The organism is Curvibacter microcysteis (assembly GCF_028649455.1).
GTDB classification, from domain to species: Bacteria; Pseudomonadota; Gammaproteobacteria; order Burkholderiales; family Burkholderiaceae_C; genus Curvibacter; species Curvibacter microcysteis.
This window is the reverse complement of the sequence record NZ_JAQSIO010000006.1, coordinates 20159-38005: the sequence shown is the minus strand read 5'-3', so window position 1 is coordinate 38005 and position 17847 is coordinate 20159. Positions and strand designations below refer to the sequence as shown.

The following is a 17847-nucleotide window of genomic DNA, read 5'->3' as shown; positions in this document are numbered from 1 at the left end:
GCTCAGGGCAGACCCTGGGGTAAAGTTGTACGACCAATTTTTACCCTGTCTGTTTGTCCATGCCCTCCCGGTTCCAATCCGTCACCCCTGGCGCGCGCCTGTCTGATCAAGTCGCTGATGCGCTGGCCGCCGAAATCAAGGCGGGGCGCTTGGCCGTGGGTGCCAAACTGCCCACCGAAGCGGTGCTGGTGGAGCAGTTCGCGGTCAGCCGCACCGTGGTGCGCGAGGCCGTGTCCCGCCTCAAGTCCCTGGGCCTGGTGGACTCACGCCAGGGCAGTGGTGTGTATGTGCGGCCGCAGGGGATTGCGCCGCTGAACTTTGACGCCGGCCACACCGCCTCCAAGAGTGCCGTGGTGCAGATGGTCGAAGTGCGCCGCGCACTGGAAGCCGAAGTCGCTGGCCTGGCCGCCCAACGCCGCAGCGCCGAGGATGTGCAGCGCGTGCGCGAAGCCATTGACGCCTTGCACGCCGCCGTGCGGGCCGGCGGTGACGGGGTCAACGAGGACGTGCAATTCCACCGCGCCATCGCCGACGCAGCCAGCAACCCCTTTTTGATCAGCACGCTCGAGTACCTGAGCCAGTTCCTGCGCGGCGCCACCCAGGTCACGCGCGCCAACGAGGCACGCCGGGCCGACTTTGCGCGCCAGGTGGCCGAAGAACACGAGCGGATCTACCAGGCCATCGCGGCGGGCGACCCGGTGGCCGCCCGCGCGGCGGCCGCGGGCCACATGGACAACGCCATCGGCCGCATCGAGCAAGCCGACCCCGCATTCTGGCAACAACAAGGGGAGGCTTTGGCCCGCCCATTGACCACCGCCCTGGCCTCCGACACCCCGCGCTGAGCCGGCCGGGGACCCTGGGGTTTACCCGCTGTCTGACAATTTGTCATAATTTGTATGATAACCATATGACTTTGGCGGCCATGCCGCCACATCCCCCCTCTCTCGGAGACCTCTTTCCATGACCACCACCACCCTGGTCGGCCAGGCGTCCGCGCCCGCCGACTTTGAGCAACAGACCTACAGCAAGGTGTTTTGGCGCCTGGTGCCCTTCCTGATGCTGTGCTACGTGATCGCCTACCTTGACCGCGTCAACGTGGGCTTTGCCAAGCTGCAAATGGCGCAGGACCTGGGTTTCAGCGAAACCGTGTTCGGCCTGGGCGCTGGCATCTTCTTCCTGGGCTACTTCCTGTTTGAAGTGCCCAGCAACCTGCTGATGAGCAAGGTCGGTGCGCGCCTCTGGATCGCCCGCATCATGGTCACCTGGGGCCTGCTGTCGGCCGCTTTTGTGTTTGTGCAGACGCCCACGCAGTTCTATGTGCTGCGCTTTTTGCTGGGCCTGGCCGAAGCCGGCTTCTACCCCGGCGTGATCCTGTACCTGACGCTGTGGTACCCCGCGCACCGCCGCGCCCGCATCGTGGCCGTGTTCATGTCGGCGATCCCCGTGGCCGGCATTTTTGGCAACCCGCTGTCGGGCTGGATCATGGACAGCATGCACAGCGCCGCCTCGCTGCACGGCTGGCAATGGATGTTCCTGATCGAGGCCCTGCCAGCCCTGCTGATCGGCGTGGCCGTGCTGGTCTACCTGGACAACAACATCGCCCAGGCCAAGTGGCTCAGCGCTGACGAGAAGAAGCTGCTGCAGTCGGAGATCGACAAAGACCAGGCGCATGGCGCCAAGGGCCCCCACTCGGTGGCCGAGGTGTTCAAGGACGGCCGCATCTGGTGGATGGCCGCGATCTACTTCGCCTTCGTGATGGGCCAATACGCGCTGACTTTCTGGCTGCCCAGCCTGGTCAAGGCCACCGGCGTGCAGGGCAACCTGAACGTGGGTCTGCTGAGCGCCATTCCCTTCCTGTGCGCCATCGTGGCCATGAACCTGTTTGGCCGCAGCGCCGACCAGCGCCGTGAACGTCGCTGGCACCTGATCATTCCGGCCGCCATGGGCGCCGTGGGCTTCACCGTGGCGGCGTCCTTCGCGCACAACACCACCGTGTCCCTGGTCTTCCTGTCGCTGGCCGCCGCCGGTGTGCTGACCTGCGCACCGCTGTTCTGGTCGCTGCCCACGGCCTTCCTGTCGGGCACGGCGGCGGCGGCGGGCATTGCCGCCATCAACTCCGTGGGCAACCTGGCCGGCTTCGCCAGCCCCTACCTGATCGGCTACCTCAAGGACAGCACCGGCAGCACCGCCATTGGCATGTACGTGCTGGCCGGCGCCCTGGTGGTGGGCGCCGTGCTGGTTTGGCTGACCCCGCGCGAGCTGGTCAACCGCTGAGCCCCACCCCCTCTTTTTTCTCCCTCACCCCTCCCAAGTACAAGGACCACCGCCATGACCAAGACCATCGGCTTCATCGGTTTGGGCGCCATGGGCGCCGGCATGGCCGGCTCGCTGCGCCGCGCCGGCCACCAACTGCAAGTGTTTGACGTGCGCCGCGAAGTCGCGGACGCTTTCGCGGCCCAGGGCGGCCTGGCCTGCGCTTCGCCGGCCGAGGCCGCACGCGGCGCCGACGTGGTGGTGTCGGTGGTGGTGAACGCCGCCCAGACCGAATCGGTGTTGTTTGGCGAGGGCGGCTGCGCCGCAGCCATGTCGCCGGGCGCGGTCTTCATCATGTGCTCGACCGTGGACCCCAACTGGTCGGCCGCGCTGGAGCAACGCCTGCAGGCCCTGGGCCTGGGCTACCTGGACGCGCCCATCTCGGGCGGCGCCGCCAAGGCCGCCAGCGGCCAAATGACCATGATGACCTCGGGCCTGCCCTCGGCCTACGAGCGCTGCGGCGACCTGCTCGACGCCATGGCCGCCAAGGTCTACCGCCTGGGCGACCAGGCCGGTGCCGGCAGCAAGGTGAAGATCATCAACCAGCTGCTGGCCGGGGTGCACATCGCCGCCGCCGCCGAAGCCATGGCCCTGGGCCTGCGCGAAGGCGTCAAGGCAGAAGCGCTGTACGAAGTCATCACCAACAGCGCCGGCAACAGCTGGATGTTCGAAAACCGCATGGCCCACGTGCTGGCCGCCGACTACACGCCGCTGTCGGCGGTGGACATCTTCGTCAAGGACCTGGGCCTGGTGCTGGACACCGCGCGCGCCAGCAAATTCCCGCTGCCCCTGTCGAGCACCGCACACCAGATGTTCATGCAGGCCTCGACCGCGGGCTTTGGCCGTGAAGACGACAGCGCCGTGATCAAGATCTTCCCGGGCATCGAACTGCCCACCAAGCCGGAGTCGACGTCGTGAGCCGCGCCCCGCTCAAGCTCGGCTGCATCGCCGACGACTTCACCGGCGCCACCGACCTGGCCAACAACCTGGTGCGCGCCGGCATGCGCGTGGTGCAAACCATTGGCGTGCCCAGCGAGCCCCTGGCTGCCGACGTGGACGCCGTGGTCGTGGCCCTCAAGTCCCGCACCATCGCCCCGGCGGACGCCGTGGCCCAGTCGTTGGACGCCTTGGCCTGGCTGCAGGCGCAGGGCGCCAAGCAGTTCTACTTCAAGTACTGCTCGACGTTTGACAGCACCGCCCAAGGCAACATCGGCCCCGTGGCCGAAGCCCTGATGGACGCGCTGGGCACCGACTTCACCATCGCCACGCCGGCCTTCCCGGACAACAAGCGCACGGTGTTCAAGGGCTATTTGTTTGCCGGTGAGGGCCTGCTCAACGAGAGCGGCATGCAAAACCACCCGCTCACCCCCATGACCGACCCGAACCTGGTGCGCGTGCTGCAAGCCCAGACGAAACGCCGCGTCGGCCTGATCGACTACAGCGTGGTGGCGCAGGGCGCGGACGCCGTGCGCGCGCGCATCGCCGCGCTGCGCGCCGAGGACGTGGGCCTGGCGGTGGTGGACGCCATCTCCAACGCCGACCTGCTGCGCATGGGCCCGGCCCTGGCCGATTTGCCCCTGCTGACGGCCGGCTCGGGTGTGGCGATTGCGCTGCCGGCCAACTTTGGCCTGGCCCCCTCGCCGCAAGCGGCCGCCTTGCCGGCCGCCCAAGGCCTGCAGGCCGTGGTCTCGGGCAGCTGCTCGGTGGCCACCAACCAGCAGGTGGCGCACTTCATCGCCAGCGGTCGACCGGCCCGCGCCATCGACCCGCTGCAACTCGCCGGCGGCCCCGAAGCCAGCACCCGCGTGGTCGCCGACGCCCTGGCCTGGGCGCAACCGCTGCTGGCCAGCGGCCCGGTGCTGGTCTACTCGACCGCCGAACCGGCCGCCGTCAAGGCGATCCAGGACCAGCTCGGCGTGGCCGAAGCCGGCGCCCTGGTGGAGCACACCGTGGCAGCCATTGCGCGCGGCCTGGTGGCCCTGGGCGTGCGCCAGCTGCTGGTGGCCGGTGGCGAGACCTCGGGCGCCTGCGTGCAGGCCCTGGAGATCAGCCAGATGCAGATCGGCCCGCAGATCGACCCCGGCGTGCCCTGGTGCCATGCGGCTTCGCCCGTGGCCCCCGAGGCCGGCTTGCACCTGACGCTGAAGTCGGGCAACTTCGGCAGCGTCGACTTCTTCAGCAAGGCCTTTGGCCAACTGACCACGGCCTGAACCCGGAGACCCCGCCCATGACCGAAAACCAGGCCCGCGAGGCCATTTGCCAAGTGGGCCGCAGCTTGTTTGAGCGCGGCTACGTCCATGCCACCGCCGGCAACATCAGCGTGCGCCTGGACGACGGCTTCCTGATCACGCCCACCGACGCCTGCCTGGGCTTTCTGGACCCAGCGCGCCTGGCGCGCCTGGACGCCGGCCTGAACCAGGTCTCGGGCGACCGCGCCAGCAAGACCATCCAGCTGCACCGCCGCATCTACGAAGCGGCCGTGCCATTCGACAGTGCCACGCGCTGCGTGATCCACACCCACAGCACGCATTGCGTGGCGCTGTCGCTGCAAGACAACACCGGCCCGGAATTGCTGCCGCCGATCACGCCCTACTTTGTGATGAAAGTGGGCCGCGTGCCCGTGATCCCCTACCACCGCCCCGGGGCGCCCGCCGCCGCCGAAGCCGTGGCCCAGGCCATTGCCCAGTACGGCTCGCAAGGCCAGCCCATCCGCGCGGTCATGCTGCAGCGCCTGGGCCCCAATGTGTGGCACGACAGCCCAGGTGCGGCCATGGCCACGCTGGAAGAATTGGAAGAAACCGCTCGCCTGTGGCTGCTGTCCCAGCCGCGCCCCGCGCCGCTGGCGGCCGCCCAGATCGACGAACTGCGCACCACTTTCGGCGCCCGCTGGTGAACCCAGCCCGCACGCCCTGACCTGAACCGACCGGAGACCCCCATGCCCCGTTTTGCCGCCAACCTGTCCATGCTCTACCCCGAGCTGCCCTTCCTCGACCGCTTTGCCGCTGCCGCGCGCGACGGCTTCAAGGCCGTGGAATACCTCTTCCCCTACGCCTTCCCGGCCGAGCAAGTGCGCGAACAACTGCAAGCCAATGGCCTGCAGCAAGTGCTGTTCAACGCCCCCCCCGGCGGCACCGATGCGGCCTCCATCGCCCACGCCTGGGACGTGGCGGGCATGCGCGGCACGGCCTCGCTGCCTGGCCGTGAAGAAGAGTTCCGCACGGGCGTGCAGCTGGCCCTTCAGTACGCGGCCGTGCTGGATTGCCCGCGCATCCACCTGATGGCCGGTCTGTTGCCCGCAGGCGCCGACCGCGCCGCGCACCGCCAGGTCTATGTGGACAACCTGCGCTGGGCCGCCGCCCAAGCCGCCGAGGCCGGCCGCGATGTGTTGATCGAACCCATCAACACGCGCGACATCCCCGGCTTCTTCCTGAACCGCCAGGACGACGCCCATGCCGTGATCGCCGAGGTGGGCGCCACCAACCTCAAGGTGCAGATGGACCTGTACCACCTGCAGATCGTGGAAGGCGATGTGGCCATGAAGCTGCGCCAGTACCTGCCCACCGGCCGCGTCGGCCACCTGCAGATCGCCGGCGTGCCGCAACGCCACGAACCGGACCTGGGCGAGCTGAACTTCCCCTACCTGTTCAGCGTCATCGACGAGCTGGGTTTTGACGGCTGGGTGGGCTGCGAATACCGCCCCGCGCGCGGTCCTGTGCCCAACGGCACCTCGGACGGTCTGGGCTGGCTGCGCCAAGCCACCGGCACCTGAAAAGCGCCTCGCCAGGCCCAAAGCGGGCCTTGACCGGCCCCTCCAGCGGGGCTGTTCGACCTGTGTTGAACAGCCCTGAATTGATTTCCACCGTCAAAAATATCCGGTTAATTTATTGAAATCGATTCTTTAAAGTGATAGATTGGCTATCAAAAGACCCTTCATCGTCGGGATAAACCGCTGGTCATCCCGACCGAATCCGTCTAAATTGCCAAATATGGCGCCCATTTCGGTGCCAACGATCACAGGGAATCGCATGTCCAAGCTCAACGGTCAAAACCAATCCGTGGCCCGCCAGGTGAGCCTGCTGGCCATTGCCATGCTGGCCCTGGTGCTGGTGCTGGCGTCTTGGGGCATCAACCACATCACGGCCAAAAGCGCGCGCAACCAGGTCCAGGCCCTGGCCAAGGACAAGGCCGACAACGTGGTGGCGGTGCTGGACTCACAAGACCGCACCATGCGCGAACTGGTCAAGCGCTCGTTTCGCAGCTTCAAACTGGCCTTCCAGCCCACCATGACGCTGGAGGAAGGCTCGGGCGAATTGCAAAGCTACGGCATCGCGCTGAACAACGACTTCAGCCACGTCGACAAATTCACCAAAGACACCGCCGGGGTGGCCACCGTGTTCGCGCGCCAGGGGGATGACTTCAAACGCATCACCACCTCGCTGAAAAACGCCCAGGGTGAACGGGCCCTGGGCACCTTGCTGGACCGTGCCCATCCGGCCTACAAGCTGCTCATCAGCGGCCAGCCCTACACCGGTCGTGCGGTGCTGTTCGGCAAGCCTTACATGACGCACTACGAGCCGGTGAAGAACGATGCCGGCAAGGTGGTGGGCATTCTGTTCGTGGGCAATGACATTTCGATCTTTGAAGATGCCCTGGTCAAGCAGGTCAACGAGACCCGCTTCTTTGACAACGGCGGCCTCTACGTGATCAACCCGGGCAGCAAGCTGGAAGACGCCCGCTTCCTGGCCCACCCCACCGCGGCGGGCAAGAAAGTGCTGGAGGCCTACCCTCAGGCGGCCGAATTTCTGAGCCGCCTGGCCGAGAGCAAAGGCGAGGCGGTGCACGATGCCTTGCCGCTGCGCGGCGTGGAACTGACCCACCCCTGGGCCATCCTGGACAAGTCCGAAGCCCACGGCTGGTGGGTGGTGGCCGAGGTCTCCGACACCGAAGCCATGAGCGATCACCGTTCCACCATGGTCATGGTGTGGATCATCATCGCCGTGGCGTTGGTGGGCTTGGGTGGCGGCCTGTTCTGGCTGCTGCGCCAACGCGTGAGCCGCCCCCTGCAAGAGCTGACCGCCGCCGTCACCACCGTGGCCCAGGGCGACCTGACCCGCGCTTTCAGCACCGACCGCAACGATGAACTGGGCGCCCTGGTGCGTGAGGTGGACGGCATGCGCCAGCTCTACCTGCGCCTGCTGTTGGAGGTGCGCACCGCGGTGGAAGGCATCACCACCGCCAGCGTGGAAATCGCCACCGGCAACCAGGACCTGAGCGCGCGCACTGAGCAGACAGCCAGCAGCCTGCAGTCCACCGCCCAGAGCATGGAAGAAATCACCTCCACCGTGCAGCAGTCCGCCGACGCGGCGCGCCAGGCCACGCAAATGGCCAGCTCGGCCGCCGAGGTCGCCGCCCGGGGCGGCGCGGTGGTGGGCGAAGTGGTCAAGACCATGCAGGACATCAACCACAGCTCCAAGAAGATCGCGGACATCATCGGCGTCATCGACGGCATCGCCTTCCAGACCAACATCCTGGCGCTCAACGCCGCGGTCGAGGCGGCTCGCGCGGGCGAGCAGGGCCGGGGCTTTGCGGTGGTGGCCGGCGAAGTGCGCTCGCTGGCCGGGCGCAGCGCCCAGGCCGCACGCGAGATCAAGTCGCTGATCGGCACCTCGGTGGAACGCGTCGAAGCTGGGGCCCAGTTGGTGGGTTCGGCCGGCACCACCATGGCGGAAATCGTCCACTCGGTGCAGCGCGTGGGCGACATCATTGGCGAGATTTCCTCGGCCGCCGTGGAGCAGTCCAACGGCATTGGCCAGGTCAACGGCGCCGTCAACCAGCTGGACCAGATGACCCAACAGAATGCGGCCTTGGTGGAACAGTCCGCCGCCGCCGCCGCCAGCTTGCGCGACCAGGCCACGCGCCTGTCTGAAGCGATCCAGGCCTTCAAGCTCAGCGACGAACCAGGACAGCGCTCGCGCGCCCTGACACACGGTTGATGCTGCGCCCACTGTGGCGCGCCTGACGCTCGGCACAGACCGAAGCCACCCCCACCAGGGGCTGCCTCTACCCGCGGCAGCCTCACACATTGGCGCTGCCCCGGACCTCGGAGGCGGTGCCGCTGCGACCCTCGAAAGGAACGAAATGAACACCCCCCATGCCGGCGCCCGCCGCCCCAAGGCCCACAACGGCCACGCCCAAGACCTGCTGGGTGACCGCGTCATGCTGGCCGCCATCGGCCTGAGTGCGGTGGCGGCCCTGATCCTGGGCCAGACCTTTGACGCCCTGGGCCTGGCCTTGGGCGCCAGTGTGGGTTTGCTGCTGCTGGCCGGCCTGGGCTACGCCGGCTGGCGCGGCCAGCGACCCGCGCGCGTGGCGCTGACGGTGGCCCTGGTGGGCTTTGTGGTGCTGCACATCCAGCTGTCGCGCGGCATGTCCGAGTTTCACTTTGGCGTGTTTGTCACCCTGGCCCTGTTGCTGGTCTACCGCGACTGGCGCCCGGTGGTGCTGGCGGCCGTGCTCTTTGCCGTGCACCACATCGGTTTTGACCGTCTGCAAGCCGCCGGCTTTGGCGTGTACTGCACGTCCGAGGCCAACTTTGGACGCATCCTGCTGCACGCCACCTATGTGGTGATCCAGACGGCCCTGGAGGTGCAACTGGCCATCTGGCTCAAACGCGCGGGTGACGAGGGCGACGAACTGACCGCCTTGGTGGCCGCGGTGAACCAAAGCGACCACATCCACCTGGACTTGTCGCATGTGGACGTGCACACCCCGCCCGGCCTGGCCCTGCAATCGGCCTTGCTGCGCATGCACGAGGCCGTGACCCAGGTGCAGTCGGCCAGCGCCAACATCGAAACCGCCTGCCGCGAAATCGCCTCGGGCAACATGGACTTGAGCAACCGCACCGAGCAGACTGCCGGCAATCTGGCGCAAGCGGCGTCCAACATGGGCGAGCTGACCAACACCGTGCAACAGTCGGCCGACTCGGCCAGCCAGGCCAAGCAGCTCGCCAGCACCGCCGCCCAGGTGGCCGAGCAGGGCGGGGTGGCGGTGCGCCAGGTGGTGCACACCATGGAAGCGATCCAGACCAGCGCCACCCGCATCGCCGACATCACCACCGTGATCGACGGCATTGCCTTCCAAACCAATTTGCTGGCCCTCAACGCGGCGGTCGAAGCCGCGCGCGCAGGCGAACAAGGGCGAGGCTTTGCGGTGGTGGCGGGCGAAGTGCGGGCGCTGGCCCAGCGCAGCGCCGGCGCGGCGCGCGAGATCAAGTCGCTGATCAGCCAGTCGCTGGAGACCGTCGAGGCGGGCCGCGTGCAAGTGCATGCGGCGGGCAACACCATGGCCGACATCGTCAGCTCGGTGCAGCGCGTGAGCCACATCATTGCCGACATCTCGACCGCCGCCATCGAGCAGTCGCAAGGCATCGGCCAGGTCAATGCCGCCGTCAACGAACTGGACCAGATGACGCAGCAAAACGCCGCCCTGGTCGAAGAGTCCGCCGCTGCGGCCACCAACCTCAGCGAGCAGGCCCAGCGCCTGATGGGCTCGGTGGCGGTGTTCCAGGTGCGCTGAGGCGGCGGCGCCCCGGCGCGCCCCTGCAAAGGCCTTTACTTCAGGGCCTTGCCCACGCTGGCGCCCAGCGGCGTGTGCAGTTGCGAGGGCACAAAGCGGCCCGAATTGTCGTCACGCCCTTGCAGCAGGTAGCGCGTGCTGGGCTGGCCGTACTGCTGCACCGCCTGGGCCGAGAACTGGCCAATGGCGGACTTGGGGTCGCGCAGGCGGTTCACGATCAGCACCTTCTGGGTGTCGGCAAAATCGGCCATCATGTTCTGATCGCCTTCGCTGTCGCCGGCGATGAAGGACGGGCCGTAGCCATAGCGGCTGACCAAAAAGCGCTGGATGCTGCGCGTCTTGCCCGGGCCCTGGGTCTGGTCGTAGCCACGGCGGTATTCGGGCTGGATGCGGCCCTGGGCGTCACGCTCCAGCTCCATGGCCAGCACATTCCCTTCCTTGACGTGGTAGCCAAAGGCCGGGTTGGAGGAGATCTCCTTGATCACATCCACAAAAGACGCCGAGCAGACCCAGATGTCAAAACCAGCGGCCTTGAAGCGGGCGTACAGGTCCTGCATTTCGGGCACCAGGCGCAGGCCGTTCTTCCAGCTCACCGAGACCAGGCCGGCCCGGCCCGGCAATTCGGCTGGGGTGCTCCACTTCACCTTTTCGACCGGCTGGGTTTGCTGCCACTTCACGGTGTCGACCGTGAGCTGACGCACCTGGGCTTCGGTCATGCCGGCGAACAAATAAGTCACCCAGGGGTAGGCGGTGTCGTGGTCAAAGGTATCGCCGATCGCCTCGTAGAGGTAGCGCACCTTGGTCACGAAGGCCTGGTAGTGCGGGTTGCGCCGCACCTCGGCCAGGGATTGGGTACCTTGGAAGCCGCTGTAGTGGCGGTACAGCCAGCGGTAGCTGTCCAGGATGTCGGGAACGATGCTGTCGATGTGGACGGCCTGGCCGGCGGCGTTGTTGTTGGCGGGCTTGAAGGGCGTGCTGGGGATGTTGCGGCGCAGGGCCACTTCGAGCTGCTCGGGCGTGGCGCCAAAGCGCAGGTTTTCGAGTTGGTAGATCAGCGCGGCCTCTTCGATGTCGAGGAAGACGCTGGTGTTGTCCCAGTCGAACACCACATAGGGCGGCTTGGCCGGGTTGTAGCCCGCGCTGCCCCGGCCCAGGCGGGCGATGAGCTGGTCGATCTGCTGGCGGTTGAAGCTGTCCCACTGACCGGCGGCCAGGGGCTGCAAGGCGGGGGTCGCCGGGGTGTTGGCGCAGCCGCTGCTGAACACAGCCAGGCTGCTCACCGCGAAGGCAGCGCTCAAGGGGGCCAGGCGCAGGACTTGGCGGCGGTTGGGGGTGGGGTTCATGGGCATCTCTCCTTCAAGAAAGGGCAGGGGTCAGGGCAGGGGGGAATCGGACCAGTCGGTGGATTGGGGCGGCAGGGCCGGGCGGACGGCGTCGGCGTCCAGCGCCGCGTCGGCATCGCTTTCGTCTTTCAGCGCCACGCCGGTCTGGCCCAGTTGCAGCGCGCGCTGCATCAGCCAGGCCAGCTTGAAAGCGGCTTGTTCGTAGGACAGGCCCTCGGGGCGCACATTCGAGATGCAGTTGCGCTCGGCGTCGTGGCGGCCCCGGCGCGGGCCGTGGGTCAGGTACAGGCCCAGGCTGTCGGGGGAGCTGAGGCCGGGGCGCTCACCGATCAGGATCACGCACTGGCGCGCGCCCAGCAGCTCGCCCACCTCGTCGGCCACGGCCACCCGGGCCTGCTGCACCAGCACCAAGGGCGCCAGCCGTGTGCCTGGCGCCAGGCGCGGCTGCAGCGCCGCCAGCAAGGGCGCGGTGTGGCGCTGCACCGCCAGCGAAGACAGGCCATCGCCCACCACCACGCACAGGTCGGGGGCGGGGCCGGCCTGGGCGGCCCAGGCGCGCAGCGACTCGGCGGCGGCGGGGTCCAATTGGCGGCCCAGATCAGGCCGTCGCAAGTAGGTGGTGCGGTCGCTGGCGCGGCTGTGTGCGCGCAGGGTGGCGTGGCCGGCGGCGTGCAGCTCGGCCTCCAGCGCGGCCAGGTCCAGCGGGGTGTGAATCGCGTCGCGCGCCATGGCGTGGGCCCAGCCAAAGCGCAGCGCCTCGTCGGTGGGGATGGCCACGCCGGCGCGGCCCAGGGCAATGCGTGCCGAGGTGGCACGGCGCCAGTCCTGCCAGGGCATGGCGGTGACCGGGGACTCGCTGGCCTCGCCCGGGTAGCGCTCGGGGGCGTCGGGCCGGGCCTCAGGCGACCGGGGCGGCGGGGCCCTCATGGCGCATCTGCCTGGCCGAACTGGCCCAGGCCTGCCAGCAAGGGGTGGCCCGCGCCTGGGCTCAACAGCCGCGCGTCACCCGCAGTGATGTGCTGAGCCTGCAGCCAGGCCTCGAATTCGGGGGCGCGCTGCAGGCCCAGGGTCTCACGCAGGAACAGCGCGTCATGGAAGGAGGTGCTCTGGTAATTGAGCATGATGTCGTCCGCGCCGGGCACGCCAATCATGAAGTTGAGCCCGGCCGTGGCCAGCAGCACGCTCAGGCTGTCCATGTCGTCCTGATCGGCCTCGGCGTGGTTGGTGTAGCAGATGTCGCAGCCCATGGGCAGGCCCAGCAGCTTGCCGCAGAAGTGGTCCTCCAGACCGGCCCGGATGATTTGCTTGCCGTCGTACAGGTACTCCGGGCCGATGAAGCCGACCACGGTGTTGACCAGCAGAGGCTGGTAGCGCCGCGCCAGGCCATAGGCCCGGGCCTCGCAGGTCTGCTGGTCCACGCCACCGTGGCCGTTGGCCGACAGGGCGCTGCCTTGGCCGGTCTCGAAGTACATGACGTGATCACCCAGCGGGCCACGGCCCAGGGAGCGGGCGGCGGCGCAGGCCTCGTCCAGCACCTCGGGCGTGACACCAAAAGAGCGATTGGTGATCTCGGTGCCGCCAATCGACTGGAACACCAGGTCCACCGGCACGCCGCTGTCCATCAGCTGCAAGGTGTTGGTGACATGGGTCAGCACACAGGCCTGGGTAGGGATCTGAAAGCGCTGGATCAGCTCATCAAACAGATGGCACAGGCGCGCCAGCGTGGCCATGCTGTCGGACACCGGGTTGATGCCCAGCACCGCGTCACCCGCGCCCATCATCAAGCCGTCGAGCAAAGACGCGGCCACGCCGCGCACATCGTCGGTGGGGTGGTTGGGCTGCAGGCGCACCGCCAAGGTGCCGGGCAGGCCCAGGGTGTTGCGAAAACGGGTCACGACGCGGCATTTGCGCGCCACCGCGATCAGGTCCTGCTGGCGCATGAGCTTGCTCACTGCGGCCACCATTTCGGGCGTCAGGCCGGGTGCCAGGCGCGCCAGCACCGCGCTGCTGGCCGCCGGGCTGAGCAACCAGTTGCGGAAGTCGCCCACTGTCAGGTGCGCCACCGGGGCAAAGGCCTGGGCGTCGTGGCTGTCCAGGATGAGGCGGGTGATGTTGTCCTGCTCGTAAGGCACCAGGGCCTCGTTCAAAAAGGTCTTCAGCGGCAGGTCGGCCAGCACGTGGCGCGCGGCCATGCGCTGCTGCGCGCTGTCGGCCAGCAAACCGGCCAGGGCGTCGCCCGAGCGCGGCGGGCTGGCACAGGCCATGAGCTGCTTCAAATCGGCGAAGGCAAAGCCCTGGCCGCCCAGGGTGGTGTGGTAGCGCATGGGGTGGGGCTCCGCTCAGGGGGCGCTGTCCAGCAGGGCGTCGGGCGCCGCGGCGGCGCGCTGGTCGGCGGTGCAGGCGAAGTAGACCCAGCCCACGCCCATCAGGCCAACGAAGATCGCCGCCAGCACCGGGTTGAACCACACCATGGCGCCCAGGCAGACCAGGCCCAGCCCCAGGGCCACCAACGGAAACACCGGGTAGCAGGGCGCGCGGTAGCTGCGCGGCAGGTCGGGCTCGGTGTGGCGCAGGCGCAGCAGGGCGGCCATGGACATCACGTACATCACGATGGCACCAAACACGGACATGGTGACGATGTTGGCGGTCAGGGTCTGGCCCCCGAACTGGATCCACTGATCACTGAACACCGCCGCCACGCCCACCGCCCCCCCCGCCAACAAAGCCCGGTGCGGGGTCTGGAAGCGGGGGCTGAGCACCGCGAAGCTGCGCGGCAGGTAGCCCGCGCGGGCCAGCGCAAAAATCTGCCGCGAGTAGCCCATCAAAATGCCGTGGAAGGAAGCCACCAGGCCGAACAAACCGATCCACACCATCATGTGCAGCCAGCCGCTGTTGCCGCCCAGCACGGCCTTCATGGCCTGGGGCAGCGGGTCGTTGAGGTTGGCCAAGGTACGCCAGTCGCCCACGCCGCCGGCCATGATCATCACGCCAAAGGCCAGGGTGACCAGGGTCAGGATGCCGGCGATGTAGGCACGCGGGATGGTGCGCTGCGGGTCGCGCGCTTCTTCGGCCGCCATGGCCGCGCCCTCGATGGCCAGGAAGAACCAGATGGCAAAGGGAATGGACGCCAGGATGCCCGCCAAAGCCGCGCCACTGAACTGGTCCGAGCCCGCCCAGCCCAGTGCCGTGAACTGCGCCCAGGACCAGCCGGGGCTGACCACGCCCATGAACACCAGCAGCTCAAAAATGGCCAGCAAGGTGACCACCAACTCAAAGGCCGCCGCGATGCCCACGCCCACCCAATTCAGGGCGATGAAGACGATGTAGGCGCCCAAGGCGATGTATTTGGGGTCGATGGCCGGGAACTGCACGTTCAGGTAAGACCCAATCGCCAGCGCGATGGCGGGCGGCGCAAACACAAACTCGATCAAGGTGGCAAAGCCCGCCACAAAGCCGCCCAGAGGCCCGAAGGCGCGGCGCGCATAGGCAAACGGCCCGCCCGCATGGGGGATGGCCGTGGACAGCTCGGTGAAGCTGAAGATGAAGGTGGTGTACATGGTCGCCACCAGCGCCGTGGCCACCAAAAAGCCCAGCGTGCCGGCGCTGGCCCAGCCGTAGCTCCAGCCAAAGTACTCGCCTGAAATCACCAGGCCCACGGCAATGCCCCACAGCTGGAAGGTGCCCAGAACTTTGGGCAGGTGCGTCGCAGAAGGAGTGGTCATGGCGGGCTCGCTGGCTGGTGAACAACAGAAGCCCGATTGCAGCAAAGGCCAGGCCACGGTCCTATCCCGAATCGGCAATTGCGCAGCCAGGGGGCCGGACAGGCGTGTTTTTTTCCGATTTGGGACAGGCACCCCGGGACGGGCCCCCTGTTGGCCTTGGCATTTTTCTTGCACGATCGCCCGCAACTTGCACTGCGCGGGCTGCGGCCTGCACCTGTTTCGCCCATGGCATCCCTTTTTGGCCCCGGTGGCCACGCCTGTCCCGACGCGCCCGCTCTGGCCTCGCCCGAGCGGGCCCGGTTTCGCCTGCGCCACAGCGCGGACGTGGACGAGCACGCCGCGCAGCTGTCGGCCTGGGACCAGGAGTACGACCAGCTCTCCAGTGGGCGGTTTGCCGGACGGGTGCGCGAGCTGTGGCTGGACGGGCCGCGCCTGCAGGTCTTTCACGAACACACGTCGCAAGAGACCAGCCAGCAATGCGCCCCCTGGCAGGGCTCGGTGTGGTTTGGCCTGCCCGACCTGCGCTGCCAGCAGCCGCTGCACTTTTGCGGCCACGCCCAGGACGCCCAACGCGGCCACGCCCTGCTGAGCGCGCGCGCCAGCGACGGCTTTGCGCTGCGCACCCCGGCCGACTTCGGCATTTACGGCGTGGTGCTGGACCAGACCTGGCTGCAGGAACAAGCCGATGCCCTGGGCCTGAAGCTGAGCCCCCGCCTGGACCGCCCCGCCCAGGCCACGCCACTGAGCGCCAGCCGCCACGCCGAGCTGTGCCAGACCCTCGAAACCCTGCTCAGCCTGGCCCAGTCCGGCGACGCCCAGCAGCGCTGGGGCCAGGCCACCTTGCAAGCCCTGCTCACGCAGCTGTTGCAAGGCCTGTGCGGCGACCTGGCCGAGGCCGGCCCCAGCCCAGCGCAGCGCGCCAGCCAACGCCGCCTGGCCCTGGTGATGGCCGCGCGCGAGCTGGCCCGCCAGCCCAGCGGCGAAGCCCTCAGCGTGGACGCGCTGTGCCAACAGCTGCACCTGACCCGGCGCACCTTGCAAAACCACTTCCAGAGCGTGCTGGGCGAGTCGCCGGCCGACTTCCTCAAGTCCGTGCGCCTGAATGCCTGCCGGCGCCGCCTGCGCGAACCCAGCGCGCCCGACAAGGTGCAGGACGTGGCCGCGCAATGGGGGTTTTTCCACATGGGCCACTTCTCACAAGACTACAAAGACCTGTTTGGCGAGCTGCCCTCACAGACCCTGCGCCAACGCGCGCCCAGCCACGGCCACGCCTGAAAGCCCCACCGCCCGGCATGGCGCACCTGGGTGACCGCCCCGCGATGCGCCCCTCAGGCAAAATCAAACCCGCTGCGCCCCGGCCCCAGCCAGGAGGCGCCCGCCCCGATTTCAGGAGAGCCCCATGAACGCCCGCATTCCGAACCTTGCCTTCCAAGCCGACACCGCCCTGACCGAGGTCAGCGAGCGCTGGGACCGCGACCTGGTGCGCCAGATCAGCGACTACATCGCCATCCCGGCCAAGTCGCCCGCCTTCGCCAGCGACTGGGCTGCGCAAGGCCTGCTCGACACCGTGCTGCGCAACGCCGCCACCTGGGTGGAAGCGCAAAAAGTGCCGGGCCTGACGCTGGAAATCATCCGCCTGCCGGGCCGCACCCCGGTGCTGTTCTTTGAAGTCGAAGCCACCCAGGCCCACAGCAGCCAGACCGTGCTGATGTACGGCCACCTGGACAAGCAGCCCGAGTTCAGCGGCTGGCGCCGCGACCTGGGCCCCTGGACGCCCAAGTACGAGGACGGCAAGCTCTATGGCCGCGGCGGCGCCGACGACGGCTACGCGGTCTACGCCAGCATCGCCGCCATCCAGGCCCTGAAGAGCCAGAACACGCCACACCCGCGCATCGTCGGCCTGATCGAAACCTGCGAAGAAAGCGGCTCCTACGACCTGCTGCCCTATGTCGATGCGCTGCGCACACGGCTGGGCGAGGTGGCGCTGGTGATCTGCCTGGATTCGGGCGCCGGCAACTACGACCAGCTGTGGCTGACCACCAGCCTGCGCGGCATGGCCAGCGGCACGCTGAAGGTCGAGATCCTCACCGAAGGCGTGCACTCGGGCGATGCCTCGGGCCTGGTGCCGTCGAGCTTTCGCATCATGCGCCAGGTGCTGGACCGCCTGGAAGACAGCGCCACGGGCCGCCTGCTGCCGGCCAGCTTCCACTGCGAAGTGCCAGCCGAGCGCCTGGCCCAGGCCCAAGCCACCGCCGCCATCCTGGGCGAAGAGCTGTACAAGCGCTTCCCCTGGGCCCACTACGACTGCGGCGGCGCCACCGCCTTTGCCCTGCCCACCACCACCGACCCGGTGCAGGCCCTGCTCAACCGCACCTGGACGCCCACCCTCAGCGTGACCGGTGCGGACGGCTTTCCGACGCTGGAAAACGCCGGCAACGTGCTGCGCCCTTACACGGCCTTCAAGCTCAGCCTGCGCCTGCCGCCCCTGGTCGAAGCCGACCAGGCCGTGGCCGAGATGAAGCGCCTGCTCGAAGACAACGCGCCCTACCAGGCCCGCGTCACCTTCGAGAGCAACGGCGGCGCCACCGGCTGGAACGCCCCCAGCACCGCACCTTGGTTTGAACAGGCCCTGAACGCGGCCTCACAGTCGCACTTTGGTGCCTCCTGCGGCTACATCGGCCAGGGCGGCACCATCCCGCTGATGAACATGCTGTCGGCCGGCTTCCCGAAGGCGCAGATGATGGTCTGCGGCGTGCTGGGCCCCAAGAGCAATGCGCACGGCCCCAACGAGTTCCTGCATGTGCCCTATGCCAAGAAGCTGACCGCGGCCGTGGCGCAAGTGATCGCCAGCCTGCCGGCCAGCCCTTCGGCAGAGGCCACCCCCGCCTGAGTGC

Annotated in this window: 14 protein-coding genes; 10 read left to right on the top strand and 4 right to left on the bottom strand. The window is 68.1% G+C overall.

The genetic code is table 11. The annotated features are described in order from the left end of the window. Window positions 1–59: 59 nt before the first annotated feature. From PSQ39_RS15580 to PSQ39_RS15545, 8 genes are all read left to right on the top strand, one after another. On the top strand, window positions 60–842 hold the full coding sequence (locus PSQ39_RS15580) for a FadR/GntR family transcriptional regulator (RefSeq protein WP_273927753.1): 783 nt from the start codon (window positions 60–62) through the stop codon (window positions 840–842). A gap of 118 nt (window positions 843–960) precedes the next feature. Next, window positions 961–2274 (top strand): MFS transporter, encoded by a 1314-nt coding sequence (locus PSQ39_RS15575; RefSeq protein WP_273927752.1) that lies wholly within the window; start codon window positions 961–963, stop codon window positions 2272–2274. A gap of 54 nt (window positions 2275–2328) precedes the next feature. Then, window positions 2329–3231: an L-threonate dehydrogenase gene (gene ltnD / locus PSQ39_RS15570; protein WP_273927751.1), complete on the top strand. Its 903-nt coding sequence runs from the start codon at window positions 2329–2331 to the stop codon at window positions 3229–3231. After that, window positions 3228–4523 (top strand): 3-oxo-tetronate kinase, encoded by a 1296-nt coding sequence (otnK, locus tag PSQ39_RS15565; protein ID WP_273927750.1) that lies wholly within the window; start codon window positions 3228–3230, stop codon window positions 4521–4523. The genes ltnD and otnK overlap by 4 nt, the downstream gene beginning before the upstream one ends. A 17-nt stretch (window positions 4524–4540) precedes the next feature. Next, on the top strand, window positions 4541–5206 hold the full coding sequence (locus PSQ39_RS15560; RefSeq protein ID WP_273927749.1) for a class II aldolase/adducin family protein: 666 nt from the start codon (window positions 4541–4543) through the stop codon (window positions 5204–5206). 42 nt (window positions 5207–5248) lie between these two features. Then, the gene (gene otnI, locus PSQ39_RS15555) at window positions 5249–6082 is read left to right on the top strand and encodes a 2-oxo-tetronate isomerase (RefSeq protein ID WP_273927748.1); all 834 of its coding nucleotides are present in this window, start codon (window positions 5249–5251) and stop codon (window positions 6080–6082) included. A gap of 256 nt (window positions 6083–6338) precedes the next feature. Next, window positions 6339–8306: a methyl-accepting chemotaxis protein gene (locus tag PSQ39_RS15550; protein ID WP_273927747.1), complete on the top strand. Its 1968-nt coding sequence runs from the start codon at window positions 6339–6341 to the stop codon at window positions 8304–8306. A 145-nt stretch (window positions 8307–8451) separates the two neighbouring features. Next, on the top strand, window positions 8452–9888 hold the full coding sequence (locus PSQ39_RS15545; RefSeq protein ID WP_273927746.1) for a methyl-accepting chemotaxis protein: 1437 nt from the start codon (window positions 8452–8454) through the stop codon (window positions 9886–9888). Window positions 9889–9923: 35 nt separating this feature from the next. On the opposite strand, the gene PSQ39_RS15540 is transcribed toward PSQ39_RS15545, so the two are convergent. The 4 genes from PSQ39_RS15540 to eat are packed head-to-tail and all read right to left on the bottom strand — an operon-like array spanning window position 9924 to window position 14953. Further along, complete coding sequence (locus PSQ39_RS15540; RefSeq protein ID WP_273927745.1) at window positions 9924–11231, bottom strand: HAD family hydrolase; 1308 nt, start codon at window positions 11229–11231, stop codon at window positions 9924–9926. A gap of 30 nt (window positions 11232–11261) precedes the next feature. Continuing rightward, the gene (gene eutC / locus PSQ39_RS15535) at window positions 11262–12158 is read right to left on the bottom strand and encodes an ethanolamine ammonia-lyase subunit EutC (RefSeq protein ID WP_273927744.1); all 897 of its coding nucleotides are present in this window, start codon (window positions 12156–12158) and stop codon (window positions 11262–11264) included. After that, window positions 12155–13555 (bottom strand): ethanolamine ammonia-lyase subunit EutB, encoded by a 1401-nt coding sequence (locus PSQ39_RS15530; RefSeq protein ID WP_273927743.1) that lies wholly within the window; start codon window positions 13553–13555, stop codon window positions 12155–12157. The genes eutC and PSQ39_RS15530 overlap by 4 nt, the downstream gene beginning before the upstream one ends. A gap of 15 nt (window positions 13556–13570) precedes the next feature. After that, entirely contained in the window at window positions 13571–14953 is a 1383-nt protein-coding gene (eat, locus tag PSQ39_RS15525) for an ethanolamine permease (protein ID WP_273927742.1), read from the bottom strand. Window positions 14954–15178: 225 nt separating this feature from the next. Here eat and PSQ39_RS15520 point away from each other — a divergent pair, with 225 nt between their 5' ends. Together PSQ39_RS15520 and PSQ39_RS15515 are read left to right on the top strand one after the other, a co-directional pair. Further along, window positions 15179–16228, top strand: coding sequence for a helix-turn-helix domain-containing protein (locus tag PSQ39_RS15520; RefSeq protein WP_273927741.1), 1050 nt, complete (start codon window positions 15179–15181; stop codon window positions 16226–16228). Between the two features lie 124 nt (window positions 16229–16352). After that, window positions 16353–17843 carry a M20 family metallopeptidase gene (locus tag PSQ39_RS15515; RefSeq protein WP_273927740.1) on the top strand — a complete coding sequence of 497 codons (1491 nt, stop codon included), beginning with the start codon at window positions 16353–16355 and terminating at the stop codon, window positions 17841–17843. Window positions 17844–17847: the final 4 nt, after the last annotated feature.